The following is a 21,774-nucleotide window of genomic DNA, read 5'->3' as shown; positions in this document are numbered from 1 at the left end:
ACATGGCTAAACACGGCAAGCGGTGGAACTGCGATGGCGGCGGTAAGGCGCACGCGCGAACCTTGCGTGCGTTGGGCTTTCGCTGTGTCGACTCGACACCGGAGTTCCGCGTCATGCACCGCAACGGCCTTTACCTCGCGGTCCCAAAAGGACCGCGATTGTCGCGGTGGCAAATCGGCTACTTGCAGGCGACCTGCGGGTACGACCGGGAGGCTTACGTGCAGGCCTGGCGGAACAAGGTACCGAAATTGCGATGTCCCCATGGGTAAGAGCACCTCGCCGTCTCGGAAGAGCGCAACGCGGCCAGTGCGGCTCCCGCCTGGTGAGCGTGTGGCGTGTGCCGTGTTCGGACTCGCTCTGGTTTGCTGCGGCCAGGTCGGCGTCTTCCTCGGTCACGAAGGGGCTGCCGCAGTGGCTCTCGTCATCCTCGGTGGTACGGCGTTCTTGCTCGGCGTCGTAGGATTTCTGCCTCGACGCGTGTCATGGGGCAAGAACCTGATGGTCGACCTCCGCGCGGGGACCGAAGTCGCCGACGCGGAAGCCTTGACGACGCCACAGGCAGACATTGCGCGCGTTGCCCAGGACGCCATTGCCGGCGTACTGGAAGGAACCGTCGACGACGTCGACATCACGAAGGCCGCGAGACTGGCCGACCATGCGCTCTTCAAAGACGAGATCATGACCGTCGTGATGGAGGTGGCGCAGACGATCGGTGCAGATGTCCGCGTGAACGGGTCCGACGGCGGATGGTGGAACGCGCGCGTGGCAAGGAGCGGTAGGGTCGTTTATGTCGCCATCCGCCTGGCTCTTGACGACCACGTCGCCAGCATCATGCGCGCACGTGTGTCGACTGTGGTGGACGATGCCGCGGTTCTGGTGGTCGCGCGTGAGGTCGGCGACCATCCCTGGCGGAGTTTCGGCAGTCCTCCGCCGGCAGTGGTGAAGTGGCGTGGCGACGCGGATGACCTTCGAGGACCGCTGTCCGGACTCCTCAGTGCGCCTGAGGAACGGCGTAAGTAGCCGCGCAATACCAGCGACAGCATCGTCGCCTGGGCTGGCGCCCGCATGAGAGTTTGGATGACTGGCAGGCCAAAGCCGACAGCGGTACAGACTTGACTCTATGGTCGCGATAAACTTCCTCGACCGACAAATGGACCATTGATTCGGGCCTGTCCCGAACAAGTGTAACAGTCCGTTTTGGCGGGCCAGCTTCGTGAATCATCTGGACTATCGCATTGCGGTTGAGATAGCCAGTTTGCCGCATTGTAGAATGCCCCATGAAGGGGAAGTTCGAAATTTGTCATCCGGTACGGTGTAGAACAGGTACTCGATGAAATACGGAGGTGTCGGACTCTTTTAGTAGTTCATGTTCTAGTACCTTTGTGCGGGCGTTCTTGGCGGCTCGAATAATCTCTTTAAGTCGGCCGCTGGGCCGACGGTCCTTCATGTTGCCGTTGTGCAGGTGTTGCTTTGGAAAGTTGATGATCGGAGTGCTGTTCCGGTGTCGGAAGAAAATGCCCTCCTCGTATTCCTCTGCTCCTGGCGGTGGGATTGACTTGTACTTGCGGTACTCCAGCGCGGGCAGGATGTCGGCCGGTGCTCGTGACCAGTCGATCGCTCCGGCAGAACCGAGCAGGTCCAGCATCATCTGGTGCAGCCGGGCGAACACCTCCACCTTGACCCACTCGGTGAACCGGCGATGCGCGGTCGAGCTCTCCGGATTCCTCGACGTCCCACTGATTGCGGCGGAAGCAGCGGTCGGCGTCACGAACGGCGAACGCCTGCCGAGTAAGTTCGTCCGTGCCGAACAAGTGGATGAGCCCGGCATACTGCCGTGACTCGATCCGAGCTGCCCAGTAGGTCGATTCCAGGGCCAGTAGTTCGTCCTGGGCGACGTTCTCGCCTCCGAGTTACGCACGGCGATGAGCGATGTTAAGCCGCATGACCCCACATCGCGCTGCGGTCGCAGCTTCCACGAACCGGGCGCACCGCTCCTCATGGTCCTGGCGGACACGAGCACGGCGGGCGGCCCCGAGCTTCACGGGTTCGACAAGGGCGCCGGTGGCGACACCGCCGAGGGCAGCGAGCGCAGCGATCAGCGCGGGCAGGACTGTGTTCCAGATGATGAGTCATTGTCTGCCACGGGACGCAACTTGTTACATCGTGCGGGGCCGCAGCATGGGTGAAACTTCTCGTGTCGACTGGGCGACTGATTGAGGGGCTGCTGGCGGGCGGAAGGTACTCAAGGTGGACATGATGACTGATCAGCTCGTGCGATCGCGTCGGTTCGGCCTGGCCATCCTCGACTGGTCCGGAGTGCTGGCGGATCTGCAGGCCGCGAACCTCCGGGAGATGAGCGACTCCACGATCAGGGCAGCGGAGGCCGCTGTGCCGGCTGTCGAGGACGTGGGAGGGGTTCGCCGGCACGATGCCGCGTTGCGTGGCTCAGTCGGGTTGACGTCTCGCCGAGATTTGGTGTTGTAGCAGTGGAACGCTTCCAAGCGACTGATCTGACATGGCATTGGTCCACTTGTTTGCCGTCGACGACATGCTTCGCGCTGCTGCACGGCACGGTCCTCAGGGTTGGAGTTTATATGCAATTTGCTGCGTTCGCGTTGTCTTTGGTCGAGTTGTTCGCGTCGCTTGTGAATACTCGACGGCAGATTCGGTTGGCTAGGCATTCGAACTCGCTGTCGGTACTTGTGGACCTGTTCAGGGAGCACAGGAGCGATCGATTGGCTCAGGCGCGCAGGTTCGTCTTCTATGAAATTAGCGAGTTCGACTTAAGTCAGGGGCTAGCTTGCCTTCCATTGGAACAACAGGTGCTCGTTCGCGACCTAGCTTGGTATTACGACAACGTGGGTGCGCTGGTGCTCCATGACGTCGTTGACCTCGAGCCTGTCGCGGGCTACCTTGGCGGCTCCATTATCGACACTTGGGAAAAGATGTGCCCACTCATCGAGGCGGAGCGCGCGAAGCGAGCGGCGTCAGGCTCGGCAGATCCTGGCCGTTGGCAGGAATATTTTCAGTATCTCTACAATCTGGTAGAGACACGTCACCCGCAATACGCTCGTGACAAGCAACGGGACTCGGCGCGGCTCGCCGAGGTGAGTTCTGTCCCTGTAGACCGCCTTGGTGGCGTATCGCATCTCTATGGCCACGCCTGCACCACCGGTTAACACCTTGCGTCGAACCATATCGACATACTCTGGGATGGCGGAGGTGTTGATGTAACCGTCCACGACACACCGGGCCAGACAGAGCCTGCCGACCACAGGCAGCGAGGATGGCGGTGGGGGATTATGGCCTCCGGGGTCTCGGCCTCGTACCCAACCACCGTTGTCGGAACACCTAGTGGCCACTGTCTCCTGTCACCCGCCACCGACGGCGGGTGTAACGCCAGGTCAAACGTCTGCGACTGCCGTAGACACACCCGCACCACCGTCCAAAAAGGTCGTGATCCCCATGGGATGGATCCTGCGCAAGCCGCTTGCGCTCGTGGTGCTGACCGTGGCGTTCGCGCTCCTGGCGGCGGTGCTGGAGCAGGTGATTGCGGTGTGACTCGGGCCTGCCCGCTGGGACTGGGTCAAGGTGACGCAGGACTTCGTCCGCAACGGGTTCCTCGCCGCCCTGCTCACGTTCCTCACGTCGGCGATCAAGAGCCACCAGGACGCTGCTCGGCTGAGCCGGGCGCACGGGCGCCATGTCCTCGGGCAGGGCAGTGTCATGGCCCTGGCGATGAGCGGGTGGAGCCACGTGCCGTCGGAGGACCGCGAAGGCGCCAAGCCCGAGGACATTCGGATCGATCGGAACAGCCTGAAAACACTGAGGACCGAGGCCGAGACCTGGCGCAAGGCAGCGAGCGGGCTGGACGCCGTCCGTACGCCGGAAGCATCGCAGCTCGAGGCGTTTCTCGTCCTGCAGGGTCTTCGCTGGAAGCTGGTTGGCGACTACGCCGCGGAAGGGGGACGCCGGCGGCGGCTCATCCACCTCGCCCGGCTGATCGACGACCTCGCGCTGGTGGAAAGCTCACCCGACACCGGCATGTCGGCCGCCGCACACACGTTCCGGATCCGGGCGACCGTCCTGCTCGGCTGGGTGCACCACACCGACACGACGATCGTCGAACGACTGCTCGTGGAGCGGTCGATGCCGCTCACGACCCTGGATCTCCCCGAGAGCAGCGGACTCCTCTCGCTTTACTCCGATGGGCTGGACAGCTCCGCGATCAGCCATGACCCGCTCTACTTCCTGCTGTTCCATCTCCACGGCATTTGCGAAACGATCGATCTGAACTCACCGGACACGCAGCGCATCGAACTGCTCTTGGACCAGGTGAGGCGCATTATGGGCGCGCTCGTCAACGAGCTCCGTGCCGCCGCCGACGTCGCCGAGGCGCTCGTCGACCTCGCCGAACACGCGATGCGGATCGACGGATCACTTGCCGCCTGAAAACGCCAGTCCGGGTGACAGGGGCCGTTCACGGTCGGCGGCGAGCCTGTGGGTTGCGGAAACGCTGTCATGGGCGCTGACCAGCTGGTTCACGGTGTGTAGCGGGTGGTTGATCGAGTGACGGTGCCGTGGCGCATGATCACGTGCCGAGTACCCGGCATTGATCAGCGTGCGAGGTTCGCAGCAACGCGCTTGGAACCGCGGTGTCGCCAATCCGACCCGACGCGGTCGGCGAGTCGGTGCGGATCATGAGGGTGTCTCGGTGGTCGCAGCCGAGAAGCTTCTCAGCGGTCGCGACGCGGCGCGTGAAGTAGCCGTCCGCGCCGCCCGGCTGGCCGGTGAGTGCGAGACTGGTTCCGGTCCGGAGAAGAACCTCGTGGGCTCCGTGTCGCCACAAGGCTTCTCCGGTCTGGTCGGCGAGTGCCAGTGCGTTGGCGTGCAGCACGGCGGGCTGACGACATGGGCGGCTGCGCTGATGGCGATGTAGACATGCATGGCCAGGTGGGCACGGTGTCACGGCCCGGACCGAGCGGGCGTCGCTGCGCTCGTTGGGCTTGACGACGAACCGGTTGCTGCCGGGCGGATCGTGTTCGAGCTGATCTTCGCAGCGACGTTGATCTATCTGCCGCCGTTGCAGACGTTGTTCTGGACCGCGGCTCTGCCGGCTTGAGTCGTGGCGACGTTGCTCCCGATGCCGGTGATCGTGTGGGGGTGCGGACGAGCTGTTTCGCTGAGCCACTCGTCGCATCTATCGGCCAGCGTGGTCCGACTCGACAAATTCGATTCGAGGCGTAGATTCTTCATAAGGGCAGTGCAGCCAGCCGTGATAATCAGCATCATGTACATGCACGGAAAATAAATCATAAAATTCCGCCGGGTCTATTCCGAAGTACTTGTGTCGAATGACTGCATGCTGTATCTCGCTGGAGACAATCAGGGCGATCGTCCTTTCATTGTTACGCAGGGTCATGCGAGCTTCTTTGGAATTGATGAGGCGAAAGACGACGTCGATGGCCTCGCCATACCATCCACGACTGTCGCGATGTACCTCGCCCGCGTGTACTGCAACGCGTAGGCGGAGGTGACTGTCTTGCTCGGCATTGTGCTTGCCGAGTAACTTCTCGAGTGTTGGAATGGTGGCACGTAAAAGGTTAACCTTCGGCGCTCGATCTACGGGTCGAATCAGCGCTAGGACTCCGTCGCCCCAGTCGACTAGGTTACGGTCCGATCTTTGGATTCCGCCGGCAATCAACGATTCTTCGAATATCTCGTACATTGTCTGGCGGTTCGCTGCTTTCTCAGGGTTTGTTGTTTCCGTGGATTTCTCGATGTCAAGCGCTACCATGGTCCGATAGTAGTGTTGAATCCTGCTAGAGCTCGTCATGTGGCGTGTCTTCCGTGTTCTAGTCGGGATCGTGGGAGTTCGGTGTCGAATCCGCCTGTCCGTCGAGGGTTTGGCGCAGGAGGTGCTCGAATGAAGCGGGGTCTGGTTCTTCGGCTTGCTCCGTGCAGGCGTACAGGATGGCCAGGCAGCCGGTGCCGTAAAGGGAGCGTTGCTTGGAGTGGTCAATTACTTCTGCGTTAGGATCACCTGTCAGGCGCAGGGCAAAGCCTTCCGCCAGTGCGCCAATAAGGTTGGAGATGTCGTCAAGGGTGATGTCTGGACGCAGTCTTCTATTGATCACGTTGAGTGCAAGCTGATGTACTTCTTGCCATTCCTGCACCGTATCTGAGTAGTAGTCGGATAGCGCCTTGGCGATGACCGAGTCCTGCTCTGATATCACGCTGGCTACCAGTTGCAGTCGCCACCGTGGCATTGATGACAGCGTCTTCAGATTCCAGTAGCACAGCTGATGTGCTGTGCTGGTGAAATTTGGAGTGGTGATGAGATCTTCGACGAGCTCGCCGATCTTGTCTTGATATCGACGAGAGTAATGAGTTGACCATAGGCCGAATGAAAGAAGATCGGCGATGAAGTTGGAGTGCGGTTCCCATATTTTACGGAGTGCGCTGTGGGTTCCCTGTCGCGGGAGCGGGGCGGGATTGTTTGCTACTTCATCTGCCACTCTGCGCTGCGAGAGCCAGTCCAGTAGAACTGGTCGGCTGGGGCAGTCACTTTCTTGCCCTCTCGGCGGAGGTGCCGTAGCTCCCCGTCCCAAGGCCTGCTGAATCAATCGCATACCAGCTGCGATGTAACCCTTTGTGACAACGTCATTGGCGGTCTTTGCGCGACCATGTGGGGTTCGGCGATTGGTTCGAGTTATGATCTTCGAAAGATCGTAATCGAACGGAGAGATGTCTCTTTCGGTTTCGTCCATGTCGCGATTGTGTCAGATGCGCCCGCAGTCGCTAAGGGCGCAGCTGCGCCCAGCTGCTTGCCGGTTTGACGCGGTGAAGACACGGGTTGCAAACGTGACAAATGCTCGGGTTTGTAAAGGTTGGACGGTCGTTCACAATCGCGCTCCGCCGTCGATACCAGTGTTGCCGTACCAGTAGGCACTGCGAACTGGCGATGTTGTGGGACTCGGGAAGTCATCGCCGCTGGTGGGAGCCGATGTGTGCAGGTCCACTTCGGCGGCTGAGATGCTGCCCGGATGATCATTTCTTTGCTGTACCGAACAACTCGTGCGTTGCTGTCCGTGCTGGCGATCCTGCTGTGCCGGGATACCGGCAAGGACGCTGAGTTGCTTGTTCTCCGGCATCAGAACGCGGTGCTGCGGCGACAGGTTAACGGTCCGGTCCGCTATGAGCCCGCAGACCGGTTTTGGCTGGCCGTGTTGTCGTCGCTGCTCCCGCGCCGCCGGTGGCGCAGTGTCTTCCTGGTCATCCCAGGGAGACTGCTGAGCTGGCACCGCAGGCTGATCGCCAGAAAGTGGGACTGCACGGCTCGACGTAGACGCACTGGGTGTCCACCTACGGCGGCGGCGCTGAAGAGGCTGGTGCTGCGTTTGGCGCAGGAGAACCCACGGTGGGGACACCGCAGAGTCCAGGGCGAGTTGACGCGGCTGGGGCATCGGATCGCGCCGTCTACAGTCTGGGAGATTTGCATGCGGCGCTGCGCCTTAACCAGCTTGTGCCCCGGGCGTTTCAGCTCGATGATGTGGATGCTGCGGTCGGCGCAGACGAGCGGGATGTCTTGCTCGTCGAGGGCGAAGCTGTCGCGCCGTTCCAGGACACCGGTATACTCGCCGCCGAAGAGCCAGTACTTCCGACCGATCATCTTCTGGATTTCGTTTTCCGTCGTGTCCGGGTTCAGGACGAGGTCGCGCAGTTCCTCGACGGTCTGCCGACGTCAGTGGATGACGTCGAGGTCGACCGTTAAGCGGCCGGCGTTGGTGTCGCTCAAACCTGCGACCACGGCGCTGAGGTCGTCGCGCTCGGCGAGTTTGCGTCCCAGTTCCGCCGCCTGGATTTTGCTTCCTCGGTGAGCTTCCCGGATGTCTTCGACGCGTTCAGCGATCTTGGTGGCGAACGAGGCGAAGCCCATTGCCGGGTCCGGCTCGCGGACGTTCACGTTGGGGGGAGCGGTCGAGGTCAGGAAGCAGACCGCATCGTACATCTCGTCGTTCAACAGGCGCCGAAAAAAGGCGCGGAACTGGTCCTGAACAGACTCGGGCGGTCCGGCCGGGGCGAAGGTGCTCAAGAAGGTTTGCCGCGGCCGGATAGGATCCGTTGTATCCCATCGTTCCTCGAGAAGAAAAAGTTGTCCTACAGCGGGTTTCAAGGCCCGCACGGCCTTCTGATCGAAGGCTCTGGCGACATTGGCGCGGGCCGCGACCGTGTCGTTCATCCTGTTGCGGATGTTGTTCCTGATGGAGCCGAACGGCGTCTTGATGTCGATCGCGGCTACGGGCATGTCCTCTTCGAGCACGAGGATGTCCCACGGCCTGCCGGTGTTCTGGGATGCCCTGGGGACGGGTAGTGAGCGGCCGACGTGGATGGTGGCGCGGTCGATGCCGGCGCTGACCAAGTTCCTCGACGACTGGCTCGATCATTGCCTTGTACCCGGGCGTGACGGGCCTGGACGAGGGAGTGTCCTTCGCCCCGTTACCTTTTTCGTAGTTCCTGATCCAGGAGCTGTGGTCGCCAGGCCCGGCATGACTAACGCCCCCAGTCGCTCGCATGATCCGGGGGGTGGTGTCACCGGGTCGGGTGGCATCGAGGGACCGCTGATAGGGACACGGCCACCGCTGGGTAGGTCTCGTCGTAACGTGGGTGCCGGCGCTCGATGCCCTCCCGGTGACCACTCGCGGCGAACGAACGGCATAGTGGATGAGCAGCACTTACAGCGAGTTTCTCGGCCTGGACGTCGGCAAAGAAGCCCACCACGCAGTCGGTCTCGACCCGGACGGCCAGCGGCTGCACGACGCTCCGCTGCCCAACACCGAACCGACGCTGCGAGCCCTGTTCGACAAGCTCGCCGCGCACGGAACCTTTGCTGGTCGTGGTGGACCAGCCCGCCACGATCGGGGCGTTGCCGGTCGCGGTCGCCCGCGCCGCCGGGCACCAGGTGGCCTACCTGCCCGGCCTGGCGATGCGCCGCATCGCCGACCTCTACCCCGGTCGCGCGAAAACCGACGCCCGGGACGCGTTCATCATCGCCGACGCCGCCCGCTCGCTGCCGCACACGCTGCGGCCCGTGGATGTCGGTGACGAGGCGCTGGCCGAGCTGGAGGTGCTGGTCGGGTTCGACGACGACCTGGCCGGCGAAGCCACCCGCCTCAGCAACCGGATCCGCGGCCTGCTGACCGGTATCCACCCCGCCCTCGAGCACGCCATCGGCCCGCGAATCAGTCACCCGGCCGTGCTGGAGATCCTGTCGCGTTGCGGCGGCCCGAGCGGGATTGCCAAGGCCGGTCGCCGCAAACTCACCGCGATCGCCAAGGTCCACGCGCCCCGCATCGGCGAGAACCTGGTCGAAGCGATCATGACCGCGCTGGGCGAGCAGACCGTCACCGTTCCGGGCACCGTCGCCGCGGACACGGTCTTGCCGCGGCTGGCCGACAGCCTGAAGACTGTTCTGCAGCAACGGAAACAGGTTGCTGAGCAGGTCGAGGGGATACTTGATGCGCACCCTCTTGCCGGGGTCCTGACCTCGATGCCCGGCATCGGCGTCAGGACCGCAGCCCGCATCCTGCTTGAAGTCGGCGACGCCGCCAACTTCAAGTCCTCGGCACATCTCGCCGCCTACGCCGGCATCGCCCCAGTCACCCGCAGCTCCGGCACCAGCATCAAGGGCGAGCATCCAGCCCGGACCGGCAACCGCCAGCTCAAACGGGCGTTCTTCCTCGCCGCGTTCGCGGCGCTGGCGGACCCGGTCAGCCGGGCTTACTACGACCGCAAACGGGCTGAGGGCAAGAAGCACAACGCCGCGCTGATCTGCCTGGCCCGCCGTCGCTGCGACGTGCTCTACGCGATGCTCCGCAACGGCACCCACTACCGACACCCCGAACCAGCTCCCGTCCCCTCTGCGGCTTGACAACCACATAGGGACACCCCCCCAAAAAAAACTCGCGGACGGCGGCTTCGGCAGGGTGCGTCGGCACAAGTGCTCCTCGGCGTTGATCGCATCGGTCGACCTAGCATCTTGCCTGAACGCGTGAACTGCTGGGCGCTCGACGCACCGGAGCATTGCGAAGAAGTGCGTCCGGGCTCAGCCGGAGCCGGAACATCGTGGGGGCCTGATCTGCGGTGCCGTTGTGGCACGAAAAATGGGCAGCGCTGAGATCGTTTCGCCACCGTGCGAGTGCGATCGTCCAGGGTGTAACAATTCAGCTGTCAAAGAAGCCCGACCTGGCGGAGCGGTTCCTCGCCCGAGGCGTCCTTGACGGTGTGGCCGTGTTCGAGGCTCTTCAACGTCACGACACCCTGGCGAACGCCGTCGGCGTGGAACGTCGACCAGTTGCGGCACTCCGGGCAAATGCGACCGGCGATGAATGGACGTAGCAAGTGCAGCTGGTGGCGGGTGTCTTTCAGGTAGAGGCTGTCCACCTCCACGTCGGGCTCGCGGTAGGTCATCGTCCGCGTCGGCACAACGGGATGATCGCCCATCAGTTCGCGATAACTGATCGTGGCTTCCTGGCGGATGCTGTCCCATCTGACCGCAGTGATGTGGATGAGCGACAGGTCGGACAGGAACTTCGCAGACGCTAGCAAAGCGCGCAGATCGGCTGCAGCGGACTCGGTCGCCTGCGGCAAGTCTGTCGAATCGACTTTCCGCAGGTGTGAGTCGTCGTTGCGGCGGTCGTTGAGCCTCTTGCGGGCTGCGGCGACCTCGTTGCTCGTCAGGAGCGAGCGGAGGTCGCTCAAGGGGTGGGCCTTCGGGAGGTTCCGGAAGGCTTTGCCGTCTCGCACTTCTTCCAGGATCGCGGACCAGTCGCCGAAGCCCAAGCCTTTCCCTTTGGCGAGGGAGGCCTGGACCGTGCTGCGATATCCGACGTTGACGTTCGCCGCCCTGGCGAGGGCGAGGGCCAGGTGAGCGGTGTAGCAGAGAAGGACCTCAGCGGCTTGCAGGATCGCGTCGTAGGCGTCCTTGGACGGGCCTGCGCTGAGTTCCGCTTCCACGATCCGCCAGCGGTAAGCGACCGGGTAGGGGAATCGGGTTCGGACGATGTGATCCTGGTCGGTGATGTTCGACGCGGCTTCCAATCGAAGCCGTGAGTTGCGTCCGTGTTCCACCAGCCGTGCCCTGGCCGCCTCGAAGTCTTCGTTGTCGGGGAACGCGGCCTCCAGAACGGCTGCCGCTTCCACTCGCCATGCTTCGAAGCTTCGTTCGGCCTCGGCAAGGTCGGACAAGGCGGCGCTCAAGGACTCGTCGGGTCTCGGCAGTGGCAGCCCTTGGAGAGTTTGTCGATTCAGCGTGCCCACCGCACCGCTTGGTGCATCGAGTAGCTCACGGGCCAGCCCTGAACGCAGGTACTGGACGAGCAGTGAGCGTTGAGACCCGTCGAAGTCCGCTTTCGGGCGCAGGACGGCGACTCCATTGGCAGCCACTGCGGGCAAATCCACCTCGGCGACTTCAGCCAAGATCAGCTTCTGCCCCGCCATTGTGATGGCCCTGACGACGATGTCACCCGTCTGAAGTTGCTTGGCCGACGGCACCTTGGCCCACTCGGTGTACTCGTCCGGGATGGCGATGGTGCCGTCGCGCTTGATTTCACGGCCACTGATGACCCTGATCGCATCGGGAACGTCGGCGGCGCACTTGAATGCTCGGTCGGTGGTGATGTTGAAGCCCACTGGCTGGACCTCGAAGATTTCGTCGAGCGTTGCCGCGCCACCGAATACGATCAGAGAGTCGCGTCGGGCTTTCAACCGCGGGGCATGGCGAGCGAAACTCAACGATTCCCCGGGCGCGGGCACGTCTCGCAACACGTAGCCGAAGGCGCCCTGACCGCTTTTTCTGGCCAGCAATCTGCCGAAGTCGTCGAGCACGGCCGCATCGTCGTCGGCGGCGGTGCATTCGAAGATCCGCAGCGGCGGCGTCTCGCCCTCGAGCCTGGGGCGGAGGAAGACGGTCGCTATGACGGCCCGGTGGTTGAGACCCGATAGGAGGCCCCGGGAGTACTGGACGAGAATCGGTTGCCAGCTGCGTCCGAATTGCTCCCTGAACTGTTCAGAGGTGACCGAAACCAGGCTCATCGCCGGGATCACGGCTGCGAGCAACGCGCTGGGAGTCGGCGGCGTGCACTTCAAGAGCATGAGTTCGTGCTCGTACCGGCTTACCTCGCCCGCAAGACGGCGTTCGCGGCGGCCCCATGGCGGGACCAGGAGCACTGGTCCTTTGCTCAGGGCGACGGCCACCGCTTCGGAAAGGTTGGCTGCCGTCGCGACCTCATTCACCGGCCAGGTCTGGGGTAAGTCGTCCCAATCCAGCCCCAGCTCGTCGTCCGCGAGTCGCAAGACGGTGGGCCGGGCCTTGGCGAGGCTTTCGAATGCCCGGTCGACCAAGGTGAAGTAGAGCTGCGGTGTACGACTTCCGGGTGGGTGATCTGTGGCTCCGCTTGACACAGTGATCAAGCATACGGGAGAGCTCGGCATCAGTGACGGGACGAAGTGGGGTCGCTTGCTTGCTGGTACTCAGCCGGGGTAGCCCGATCGTGGTGATATCGGATCCGGCACACTTGCCGCTCGGCCGGTTACGACGTGGTGGTAGCGGTGGCCCGCAGGTCGTTGCACGACCAGGTTGGCGAGGCGGTCGGCAGCACGCTCCGGACGTGAGCGGTTTAACGTGATCCAGGCCTGGCGGATGCACGATTGAGGTGGTCGATGCGGTCCGACGGTGTGATTGCCCGGTATCCGCCGCCCGGTTGCTCGTCCGCGGAGGTCGATGACCGGCTGCAGTGCTGGGTGGACGCGCTCGGACTTGATCTTCTGGCAACACGCGCCTGTGGCGAGCAGGGCGTGCGGCATACCGGCACGATCGAGTCGTACGAATTGGTCTTACAAGAACCACTACCCGGGCAAGGTGCCAGAGGGTTCGTCGGCACGATCGTCGCCTCGCGGCGGAAGACCTGGTACGTCGTCCTGCGACTATGTCGTCGTTACGGCCGGTCGGCCAGTGCTTTGGCGAGCTCTAAGCCCAGCGTCGGGAGAACCTCGGTATACAACGTTTCCTGCTCGCATCCCTCGCCCGTGGTGGCGATCGCCGCAGCCAGCTCTCGAAGGTCTGGGGTGCAGCTCGCAGACAACGACGCGGCTAGGACCCGGCCTCGGTGCAGCTGGTCAGGAGTTTGCTCACGCTTGACACCTTGCTGCCAAAGTCGTGTCGACATGCCGACTGCGCGGATCGGCCGGCCGACGCGGGCACCCACGTCCGTGATGATCCTGATCCCGTCCGCGTCGAGGTCGCCCCATGCGGCCAGAGGAAGGTCCAGCGAGCGTAGGAACCGGACGACGCCGTCCCGCACGTAGCCCTGACCCCACACGCACAACCAGCGTTCGGAGACCTCCGGTAGCTCACAGACTCGTTCGAACGCTTCAAGGTTCTCGATCAGCAGGATCCCGTGCGCTGCGCACGTCGTATAGCCCAGAGCGCGCAGTCCTTGGGCAGGCACGCTCAGCCACGGCCGGCACGCGGCCGCGTCGGCGATCGTGCCCTCCGCCACCCACGTCAGGGGGCCGCGCAGCCGCACCTCGGTGTCGGCTTCGTCGACGGCTTGTTCGAACTGCCGCTGGATCAAGTTCGTGAAAGCCAGCTGCCGGGGCAGCGTCCAGCGCTTGGTGTTGCGCCAGGCTTGACCGGCCAGTTCCTTCGCGGACACCCGTTCACCGGCGGCGGACTTGCGGAACCACAGTACCGCTGCTCGGAGGGCTGCTTCGTAAACCGGCCATTTCGACGTGCCGGCGGTTGACCCGGCCGGCACGCGCAGGACTGGTTGGGGCGGTGCGGCGGCCAGCACCCGGTGCTCAGCTGCCATGTCCGGGCACGACGCGGTCAACGCGACGAGTTCGGCGTGCACGGCCAGGGCTTCCGCTGCCCGTCGGGCACGCTCCGACTGCCGCTCTGCCCGTCGGTCGGCCAGCACACCCCCGGACAGTGCCGCCAACGTTTCGCGGAGGCTGATTCCGTCGGTGACACGGCGGCGCAGCTCGCGGTCCAGCCGTTCGAGTGTCACCCGTTTCCGGCCAACGTCTGTGACCTTCCAGCCGAGCAGCCAGCGGAGCGTGTCCTGCTCTCCGGGTTCGAGCTCGGACAGGTCCAGCACGACCGAGACAGCGCCGCCGTCCGCTTCGACGCGTTCACGGACAATGGTCCGCAGCCAAGCCCAGTCGTTGCCGGACAAGGCGGCCGGGACGGTCAACGGAGGTTCTCCAAGTCGTGTTCAAGCATGCGGTGTTCTGTGTGACCATCCCAGATGCTGCGAACGGCGAGAACGCCGGGCAGGCCGTCTTCGGCGATCAAGTGGTAGATCGACAGGCCGTTCAGCTCGGCGTAGAGCCCCTGTTCGGATTCGCTGGTCGCGACGAGGTCGAGGTCCAGCCTGCTGATGAGGTCGAAAAGCGCGCCGCGGTTCTCGGTGTCGACGCCGGCGAAGACTTCGTCGAGCAGGATGAGCCGGGGGCAACCGCTGACGTTGCGGTCGCGCTCCTCGACGCGGATCCGGCTGGCTTCACAATGCGTCGCCGCGGCAGCGAACAACGGCATATGCAGAGCGACGGCCTTCTCCCCGCCGGACATCTGCCCGTAGGCTCGCCGGTCCACCTTCGCCCAGACTGACTCGTCACGATGCCGGAACTGCAGGATAAATTTGTACCAGCGACGGTAGTCGAGCAATTCGGCCAGCTGTCGGCGCCACGGCACCACCGTGGCCCGGCCCCTGGCCACAACGATCCGCCGCCGGAAGAACTCGGCAAGCCGTTCGCGTTCGCTGGGAAAGAGCGTGCCCTCCCGTTTCCTCAGCAGCTCGAGCATGTCCGGCGGCATCTCGCATTCCGGATCCGCTGTCCGGTGCACCTTGAACTTGATGCCCGAGGACGTCGGGTGACCGTCCATGAGGTCGTTGGCACGGTCGAGCAGATCCTTCGCACTGTCGATCCGTCGCCCCACCTCCAGCCGCACTTCGTCGGACAGGAACTTCTCGAACAGTTCGGATTCATCGCGCTCCAGCAGCTGCGCGGCCTCCTCGATCTCGTGATCCATGCTAACCAGAGCTTCGGCAAGTGGGCGTTCCCGGCCGTTGCGAGTCCCGGTCACGAGCACGATCCGCGACTCGACCCGTTCACGCAGAACGATCAACCGGTCGAGCGATTCTTCGGCCTCCTGTCGGCGATCAGCCAGCTTGGTCTGGGCATCGTCGAGTTGTTGTTGGTGGAAAGCCCGTTTCCCCTGGGTCGTGATCGCGGCCGCCCAAGTGCGCAGGAGCTCGAGCTGATCCTCCCTGAGGGGACTGCTGCCGATCGCGGGGAGTTCCTGACCTGCGAACACCGGGTGGCTGACCAGCAGTCCGAGGCGGTGGACGTCCGCGAGTACGTCCGCCGACTCCGCCACCAGCACAGTCTTGACCGCGAGAGCCTCTTCAGCCTTCGCGAACTCGGCGCCCAGACGCCCGACCTCGCCGGTCTGTTCGGCTTCGCCTCGGGTGTGCTTTTCCACCAGGTCGCCCTGAGCCTGGAGGTCTGCTCGGTTCGTCTGCAGCTCGCCTTCCATCTGCTTGTACGGGACACCCATGCGCTCCTGGAGCCCTGCGTAGTCTTCACGCGCCAGGCGCGCGCTTTCCTCGCTCTCCTCCGCGGACGTGCTCTGCTGCTCGGCGCGTTCGGCCGCCGCGTCCGCTTCGTCGGCGGCTGTCCGAGCCTGAGCGGTCAACCGGGCGGCGGTCGCCGCGGCGTTGAGCCAGTCTTCTGCGCTCACCCGGAAACGGTCGACCGCAGTGCGGTACGACGGCAGCCGGTCGGCAGCGTCGGGCAGCGCGGCCAGGGCTAACGCGGTGGCTTTGGTCTCCGCTGCCTCCTCGCTCGTTTCCCTGGCCTTCGCCTCTTCGAGTTGTCGTCCGGTCAGCCTCGTCCGCTCGGCTCCGACCAGTTCCTTGGCGACGGCGACCCTCGAGGCGGCTGTGCTGAGGTCGTCGCCGGGAGGAACGTCCCCGACCTCCTGGTCCAGTGCGGCTTCGTTCCCGTCGCAGCAGGCCAGCTCGATGTCGGTGTGGTCGATCAGCGCACTGATCTTCCGGCTGCAGAAACGAATCGAGCCAGCTGAGGCTTCGACCGCCCCGGCTGCGGTCCGACGCGGAGTTAGCCCCCATACCGACTCGGTCATGGTCGCGGAGTCCGCTGACAGTGCGTCCGCGGTGTCGGCCACGTTCCTGGCGAGTTCGGCAACCGGCAGTTCGACGGCCGGCCAGTCGTGATCCATGAGCGCCGGGACGTTCTTCGCGCCAATGAGAGCGTCGGCGCCGGCGGAGGTGAAAGCTGCCGAAGCGTTCCGTAGTCCCTTCACCTCCGCGGCCAGCTCCCGAAGTGCCGCCGCGAGTGCTTCGTCGGCTGTCCGGACCTCCGTGTCCGGGGGAACGCCGGCTCGTTCTGCCTCGACAGCTTCGATCGCCGCCTTGACGCCGTCCAGGACACCGGTCACGTCGAGACGCTGCTCCTCGAGCCTGGCGAGCTGATCTTCCAGCTCGGCCATTCTGCGCTGCCGTTGCGCCTCCCGGCTCGCGGCGCCGATCAGATCGGCATGGAACTTGCGGAAGGCTCCGTGCAAGCTCCCCGCAGCCCACGTGCCGTCCCACCCGACTACCAGGCCGTCACCAGCGGCTGACGCGGTGTCGGCGAGCTCGATCCGGTTCAGCAGATCGGCGATGACGGACGTCGGCACGGGTGCCTCGGGTGCCGGGTCCGGCCGCAATGCTAGGGACAACGGAGCGGCTGCCAGGGCACCTCCGAGAACCAGCTGGGTGTCCAAGAGCGGGTGGCCGCTAGGACCGTTCGTCAGGGATCCATCAGGGGACACCCAGGCATCCGCCAAGCCGGAGCCGACCAGCGCGGCCTCGAGCAGCGCCCGGTCCGCGGCGGAGCGCTCCGCTCCCGCGAAGTCGACGAGCAGGTAGAACGGTGCGCCGGGGCGGTCGTCGCGGGTGTCCAGCCGCGTGACCGGCACCGGCGGTGCAGTGATCCCGCCGGCGACGAGGCGGTCGTATTCGTCTTGTACCGTCGTCGTGTTCGCCACGATGGCTTCGAGTTCGGCCTCGACGGTCGATTGCCGGCCCGCCAAGGCCAGTGTTCGAGTGCGCGCCGCGGAATCGGCCCAGCGGACGATCGAGCCGCGATCGAGGAAGCGCGCGTCGGGCCTCTCCAGCTCTTCGGGAACGGCGGTACCGAGCAGAAGTTCGCGAAGGCCGTCGAGCCAGTCGGTGATCGCATCCGCGAAGTCGAGCCTGGCAGCCCTGGTCGTCTCCACGAGCGGCCACAACGCGGCGTGTGACTCACCGAGGCGGATGACGCTGTCCGCAAGAGAGTCGGCTCGCCTGCCGAGCTCGGCGACGACCGGGCGCACCGTTGTCAGGGAAGTGCGGCTCTGCGAGATCTGGAGACGGCGTGCCGTGGCCGCGGTGCGCATCCAGTCCTGTGCCGCGACGAGCGGATCCTGGCCCGGCCAAGTCGCCGGGGCCGGCACCCCGGCGACGAGCTGCAGGCAGTCCTGCACCCAGGTGGTGAGTAGGGCGGTGAACGCGTCGAAGGCTTCCCGTCGCGCGGACTCGGCGGCGGCGTATCGGCTCTCCGCGGCAGCAAGGGCCTGTTTCACCTCGGCCGTTGCCTTGATCGCTTTGCGATGGTCGGCGTCCGCGTCGGTGGCTCGCTTCACGAGCCCAATGAGGTGCTCGAGCGTCTCCGCTTCAGCGCCGGCTGCTTCGCGAACCCGGCAGATCGCTGACTCGACGTCGGTGGCCGTCAGCTCGGGCTCCTCCAGGTCGTGGAGGAGCTCACCCAGCAGGTCCGGAATGGCTCGATAGGCGAGCCCTGGGGCGATTCGGTCTGTCCGAGCTCCCAGCATGTCTCGGCGCCGGGCGGCGTCTGCGCGCTCAGCGTCGATCTTCTCCGCGTTCGAGCGCAGCCGGCCCGCCGCCGCCACTGCCTCACCGGCATGCCGGCGCGCGGTTTTCGCGACGTTCGCGAGCGCAGCGGACTTTTCGAGCAACGGAACGAGCTGGCTTCCCTCTTTGTAGAGTTCGCTGCTCTCGATCCGCTTGATCTCGGCAGTCAGGTCGGTGACGGCTCTCAGCGCCTTCTTCCTAGCGATTTTCGTCTGAGCCAGCTGCTCCTGGGCGTCGTGGTGGGCTTTACGAGCGTCGGACACCGACCTCGTTGCCACGTCCGATGCCTTTCCGGCGAGCACGACGTCCTGGGCGCGGAGCCCAACGAGAATCTCCGAGTAGCTGGCGTAGGCACGGGCCACGGTGGCAAGGGAGTCGCGGGCGACACGGAGCTTGCGGATCACGTCCTGGTGGCGTTCCAGACGTTCGAACCCGTCAGCCAGCTCGTCGGTCACCGCGGTGCTGACCGGGGGGAGTGCGTCGCGCAGGATATCGCTGAGCTTGCTCTCCGAAAGCTTGTCCGAAAGCTTCGGCTTGCGCAACTGCAGAAGGATCTCCCGCAACGATTCGAACTGGCGTTCTTCGAGACCGTAGAGGACACGGTTGACTTCCTTGCGATGGGCGTCCGCCGTCGGGTGCACGGCCCCGGCAGTACCAAGCGCGGACAAACCGGTGAGTTTCTGATCCAGCTGTGCCTGGGCCAGTGGCTCGCTCCCGGCTGACCCGACTTCGAAGTCAACACCGATCCTCGCACCAGTGGTGAAGTACCAGCTTGAGGTAACCTTCCGGCTCGATCTGGTGGCCTGCATGCCAGCGCCCGCCGTGAAGAACTCCGGCCCGTCTTCGGTCAGTCTCCCGAACTCGACCCAAACATACCCCCGGGCGTTGGACCGGCCGTCGGCCGGCTCGTGATCGAGGAGCCACAGGTACATGCCCCTCTCGCGGCCCCCGAAGGTGGATAGCCGTTCGGGTGCCATGTGGGCATCCAGTACAAAGGGCAGCAGCACCTCGAGAGCCATCGACTTGCCCGAGCCGTTGTTGCCGCGAAGCAGAAGACGACCGTCGTGGAAGGTGAACACCTGCTCGTCGTATCGAAAGAGTCCGAGGATTCCGGCGCGCAGCGGTTGCCAGCGACGGCGAGCGGGCAGCGGGACGCCGCGCAGGACCGACGCGGGGAGTTCTCCGGTCACGGGTTCTCCCGACGGATGGCGACGTTGCTGAAACGGCCCGCGGCGGGCCGGAACTCGAGGCCCAGTTCGTCGACGCGGACCAGGTCGAACGCCTGGAGCACCTGGATCACCTCGGCGGTCAGGTCGGCCGAGCGGTCCTCTCGCCGGTATTTCTTCGCCCAGCCGGGGTGTTCGGCGAGCACCGAATCGAGTTCGCTCCGGATCCGGGATGCGGACAGCCAGTCATGGCCGGCTGCTTCCGCAAGACGGCTGATCATCAGCAGCGCCGCCTGGTGGACGTGCGCGGTCAGTTGCGGGAACCGCAGGTCCGTGGTCTCCGCGGAAGGATCGGTGATGCACCAACCTTCAGCTCGGCGTTCCAGCAGCAAGCCGGCCTCCGCGCAACGCTTGCGGAACCAGCGTCCGTGCTCCTTGAGACAGTCCTGGTCGAGTTCAACGAGGTCGCCGTGGTAGAGCACCGGGTCGTCCAGCAGTCGGATCATGAGCGCCTGCCGTCGGCCGACACCCGGTGCTTCGTCAGGCAGGAGAGCCCCGAGCCGGGCCTCGTCTATGGCGTACAGGGCGTTCGAATCCTGCTGGCGCTCGTAGTTGCCCTGTTCGTCCAGGAGTTCGATGACTTCGAGCGCGCATAGCCTTGAGAGCACGTCGATCAACGCGGCACGTTCGTCCCCGTCTCCCGGGACGTAAGTCGTCAGTTCCTCGTCGTTCTCGGTAAGGGAGATGATCCGGCTCGACAAGTCCTGCAACGAGACCTGGCGACGCGCGAAGTGGCCGAGCGCGGCGGCTGTCACACAGAAGAGCTCGTACCTCCGCCGATCGAACGGCGGGCGGTCGGTGCGGTGGGACCGCAGGGGCCGGGTGAGCGCGGCTTCCCCCGGAGCTTTGTGCAACCGCGCCAGGCCCCGTCTGGTCTCCACTACGAGTTCCCAGCCTGTGGTTGTGCGGAACCAGCGGCGGAGGTCGGCCTGGTGCTCGCCCACGAGTCCGAAGGCCGGGTGGTCGCGGCTGAGCATCGGCTGTCGGAGCAAAGCGCGGATCGCTCGCGCCTGCTCGGTCCGCTCCTGTTCGGTCAAGATCGTCATGACGTGCGGGTGATCTCCACTTCGTAGTCGAGGAGAGTGAGGTGACCGCCGTGGGAGGTGAGGCGGGCCGCGGCGCCGCCGGGTGGAGGTGTCAAGCTGATTCGCAGCCGACCGTCGACGCTGCGCGCTGTGCGTCGGGCGGTTCCGGGGTCGCGTTTCGCGCGTTGCGCCCGGGAGAGCAACTCCACCAGCATCATCAGCGCGGTCGGCTCGAAGGTCGTCTCCACCTGGGAGAGCCGGACCCGGCCGAGCGCGACCAGCCGATCGGCAGCGGCGTCCGCGGCCAGGTGCCGGTTCCTCGCCGCTTCGGCTAGTAGCCGCTTGGTGTCGGCGTGGTTCGCGGTCCGCGACGCCCGCCTGACCAGCTCGTCGGGTGTGGTGATCGCTCTCAGCTTCAGGGAGTACAGCGCCGACGGCGCGGACCACCAGTCGCGCGAGTACGGAATCGACTCGTCGATGGCTTCGTCGCAGAAGTGCCGCGAGCTGTTAAGCCCGAAACGCCGGTGCCAGACTTCGTGCCCGGCGTCGTCGTTGTCGAGTGCGCGTAACTGCTTCGCAAGCGCGAGCAGATCAGCTGTCCTGCTCGATCGGGCCAGTTGCGCCTCGCGGAGGCGCTCGACGGCTCGCCCGATCCCCAGGACGGCGCGTCGCACGACACGGTGGAGGTGCTCGCCGCCGCCTTCGGCGCCCGGTTCCGGGACGAACCACCGCCGGACGCCGTTCAGATGCCGACGTGCCTGGTCAGCCCACGATTCGGTCGCCTCGTCCGAGATAAGCATCTGCTCACCGGACTCCTTCGCAGCGACGGCGAGAGCCGCGATCAACCGGGTCTCGCCGAGGGCATCCAGCTGGGCCAGTTGTGGGACGACGGAATCGGTCACGGACTGCAGGTTGTCGGTGAACTCGGTGAGGTAGTGAATCGTATCCGCCTTGAAGATGCGGAAGTCGTCCAGCTTGATGCTGCCCGAGTCGACGACCCGGTTCACCTTCTGGAGAAAGGTGGCAGCGTTGCCGGTCAGCGCCTTGAAGGTCCGGTGCAGCTCTTCGACGAGGGTGTAGACCTCGGCGCCATTGGTCTGCTCGGCGGCGAGCTGGGGGATCAGGTCGGTAAGCAGAGCCTGGACTCGCAGGAGCGCGACTTTCTGGAGACCGACCGCGCGACGGAGGCCCTCCTCCATCGTGACGACAGCCTCGTGAGCTGCCTCTCCGCCGCGGCTCACGGTGTACACGTAGGCCTGCAGCTCGTAGGTTCGCAGATCGGTCGCCCAGGACTCGTCGCGGTCGCGATCGAGGTTGCCCCAGACATGGAGCTGGGCTAGCCGTCGTTCGAGTACTTCGCGGCTCAGAATGAGTGGAGGCTCAAAGGAACGCAGGTCGGAATCGACGTCGTCCGGTGTCAGCGCGGATCTGTACTGCGCGGCCGCGTCGACGAAGACGTCCATGATCGTGCGGTATTCAGGTGCTTCATCGGTCGTGACGTACTTAAAGAGCTTCTGGCGGTCGCCCTCACCACGACGCATA

Annotated in this window: 14 protein-coding genes and 2 pseudogenes; 6 read left to right on the top strand and 10 right to left on the bottom strand. The window is 64.7% G+C overall.

All coding sequences use genetic code 11. From position 1 onward, the window contains the following. The first annotated feature begins 411 nt into the window (after positions 1–411). Positions 412–1,020, top strand: coding sequence for a hypothetical protein (locus tag Q5425_RS03035; RefSeq protein ID WP_308670514.1), 609 nt, complete (start codon positions 412–414; stop codon positions 1,018–1,020). 568 nt (positions 1,021–1,588) lie between these two features. Here Q5425_RS03035 and Q5425_RS03030 read toward each other — a convergent pair. Next, positions 1,589–1,708, bottom strand: a pseudogene (locus tag Q5425_RS03030) (IS5/IS1182 family transposase); the annotation flags it as partial. Between the two features lie 778 nt (positions 1,709–2,486). Here Q5425_RS03030 and Q5425_RS03025 point away from each other — a divergent pair. The 3 genes from Q5425_RS03025 (at position 2,487) to Q5425_RS03015 (ending at position 4,939) form a co-directional block, all read left to right on the top strand. Beyond that, positions 2,487–3,179 carry a hypothetical protein gene (locus Q5425_RS03025; protein ID WP_308670513.1) on the top strand — a complete coding sequence of 231 codons (693 nt, stop codon included), beginning with the start codon at positions 2,487–2,489 and terminating at the stop codon, positions 3,177–3,179. Positions 3,180–3,591: 412 nt separating this feature from the next. Continuing rightward, on the top strand, positions 3,592–4,452 hold the full coding sequence (locus Q5425_RS03020) for a hypothetical protein (RefSeq protein WP_308670512.1): 861 nt from the start codon (positions 3,592–3,594) through the stop codon (positions 4,450–4,452). Positions 4,453–4,714: 262 nt separating this feature from the next. Then, positions 4,715–4,939, top strand: coding sequence for a hypothetical protein (locus tag Q5425_RS03015; protein ID WP_308670511.1), 225 nt, complete (start codon positions 4,715–4,717; stop codon positions 4,937–4,939). Positions 4,940–5,200: 261 nt separating this feature from the next. Here the strand turns inward: Q5425_RS03015 and Q5425_RS03010 are convergent, their stop codons facing one another. The 3 genes from Q5425_RS03010 to Q5425_RS03000 form a co-directional block, all read right to left on the bottom strand. Beyond that, complete coding sequence (locus Q5425_RS03010; protein WP_308670510.1) at positions 5,201–5,797, bottom strand: hypothetical protein; 597 nt, start codon at positions 5,795–5,797, stop codon at positions 5,201–5,203. A 58-nt stretch (positions 5,798–5,855) separates the two neighbouring features. Next, positions 5,856–6,770: a hypothetical protein gene (locus Q5425_RS03005; RefSeq protein WP_308670509.1), complete on the bottom strand. Its 915-nt coding sequence runs from the start codon at positions 6,768–6,770 to the stop codon at positions 5,856–5,858. A gap of 132 nt (positions 6,771–6,902) precedes the next feature. Further along, entirely contained in the window at positions 6,903–7,154 is a 252-nt protein-coding gene (locus Q5425_RS03000; RefSeq protein ID WP_308670508.1) for a hypothetical protein, read from the bottom strand. A gap of 203 nt (positions 7,155–7,357) precedes the next feature. Here Q5425_RS03000 and Q5425_RS02995 point away from each other — a divergent pair, with 203 nt between their 5' ends. Next, positions 7,358–7,774, top strand: a complete 417-nt coding sequence (locus Q5425_RS02995) for a hypothetical protein (RefSeq protein ID WP_308670507.1) — start codon at positions 7,358–7,360, stop codon at positions 7,772–7,774. Here the strand turns inward: Q5425_RS02995 and Q5425_RS02990 are convergent. Further along, on the bottom strand, positions 7,745–8,422 hold the full coding sequence (locus Q5425_RS02990; protein ID WP_308670506.1) for a PaeR7I family type II restriction endonuclease: 678 nt from the start codon (positions 8,420–8,422) through the stop codon (positions 7,745–7,747). The two genes, Q5425_RS02995 and Q5425_RS02990, sit on opposite strands and share 30 nt — an antisense overlap. Before the next feature lie 302 nt (positions 8,423–8,724). Here Q5425_RS02990 and Q5425_RS02985 point away from each other — a divergent pair. After that, positions 8,725–9,931 (top strand): annotated as a pseudogene (locus Q5425_RS02985) (IS110 family transposase). 299 nt (positions 9,932–10,230) lie between these two features. On the opposite strand, the gene Q5425_RS02980 reads toward Q5425_RS02985, so the two are convergent. The 5 genes from Q5425_RS02980 to Q5425_RS02960 all read right to left on the bottom strand — a co-directional run bounded on the left by Q5425_RS02980 (position 10,231) and on the right by Q5425_RS02960 (position 21,773). Next, positions 10,231–12,402, bottom strand: a complete 2,172-nt coding sequence (locus Q5425_RS02980) for a hypothetical protein (protein WP_308670505.1) — start codon at positions 12,400–12,402, stop codon at positions 10,231–10,233. A gap of 593 nt (positions 12,403–12,995) precedes the next feature. Beyond that, positions 12,996–14,255: a Wadjet anti-phage system protein JetD domain-containing protein gene (locus Q5425_RS02975; RefSeq protein WP_308670504.1), complete on the bottom strand. Its 1,260-nt coding sequence runs from the start codon at positions 14,253–14,255 to the stop codon at positions 12,996–12,998. Beyond that, complete coding sequence (locus Q5425_RS02970; protein WP_308670503.1) at positions 14,252–19,171, bottom strand: SbcC/MukB-like Walker B domain-containing protein; 4,920 nt, start codon at positions 19,169–19,171, stop codon at positions 14,252–14,254. The genes Q5425_RS02975 and Q5425_RS02970 overlap by 4 nt, the downstream gene beginning before the upstream one ends. Next, positions 19,168–20,253: a DUF2398 family protein gene (locus Q5425_RS02965; RefSeq protein WP_308670502.1), complete on the bottom strand. Its 1,086-nt coding sequence runs from the start codon at positions 20,251–20,253 to the stop codon at positions 19,168–19,170. Before Q5425_RS02965 ends, Q5425_RS02970 begins: the two co-directional genes overlap by 4 nt. Further along, complete coding sequence (locus Q5425_RS02960; protein WP_308670501.1) at positions 20,250–21,773, bottom strand: TIGR02677 family protein; 1,524 nt, start codon at positions 21,771–21,773, stop codon at positions 20,250–20,252. Before Q5425_RS02960 ends, Q5425_RS02965 begins: the two co-directional genes overlap by 4 nt. Position 21,774 lies beyond the last annotated feature (1 nt).

The sequence above is a fragment of the Amycolatopsis sp. A133 genome, from assembly GCF_031082405.1.
Lineage (GTDB): Bacteria > Actinomycetota > Actinomycetes > Mycobacteriales > Pseudonocardiaceae > Amycolatopsis.
This window is presented reverse-complemented; position numbering and strand designations above follow the sequence as displayed.

Bases quoted from the DNA above. Each gene is read 5' to 3' on its own strand.
- Q5425_RS03010 (WP_308670510.1), bottom strand. From the start codon at position 5,797: ATGGTAGCGCTTGACATCGAGAAATCCACGGAAACAACAAACCCTGAG.
- Q5425_RS03005 (WP_308670509.1), bottom strand. From the start codon at position 6,770: ATGGACGAAACCGAAAGAGACATCTCTCCGTTCGATTACGATCTTTCG.
- Q5425_RS03000 (WP_308670508.1), bottom strand. From the start codon at position 7,154: ATGCCGGAGAACAAGCAACTCAGCGTCCTTGCCGGTATCCCGGCACAG.
- Q5425_RS02965 (WP_308670502.1), bottom strand. From the start codon at position 20,253: ATGACGATCTTGACCGAACAGGAGCGGACCGAGCAGGCGCGAGCGATC.
- Q5425_RS02960 (WP_308670501.1), bottom strand. From the start codon at position 21,773: ATGCGTCGTGGTGAGGGCGACCGCCAGAAGCTCTTTAAGTACGTCACG.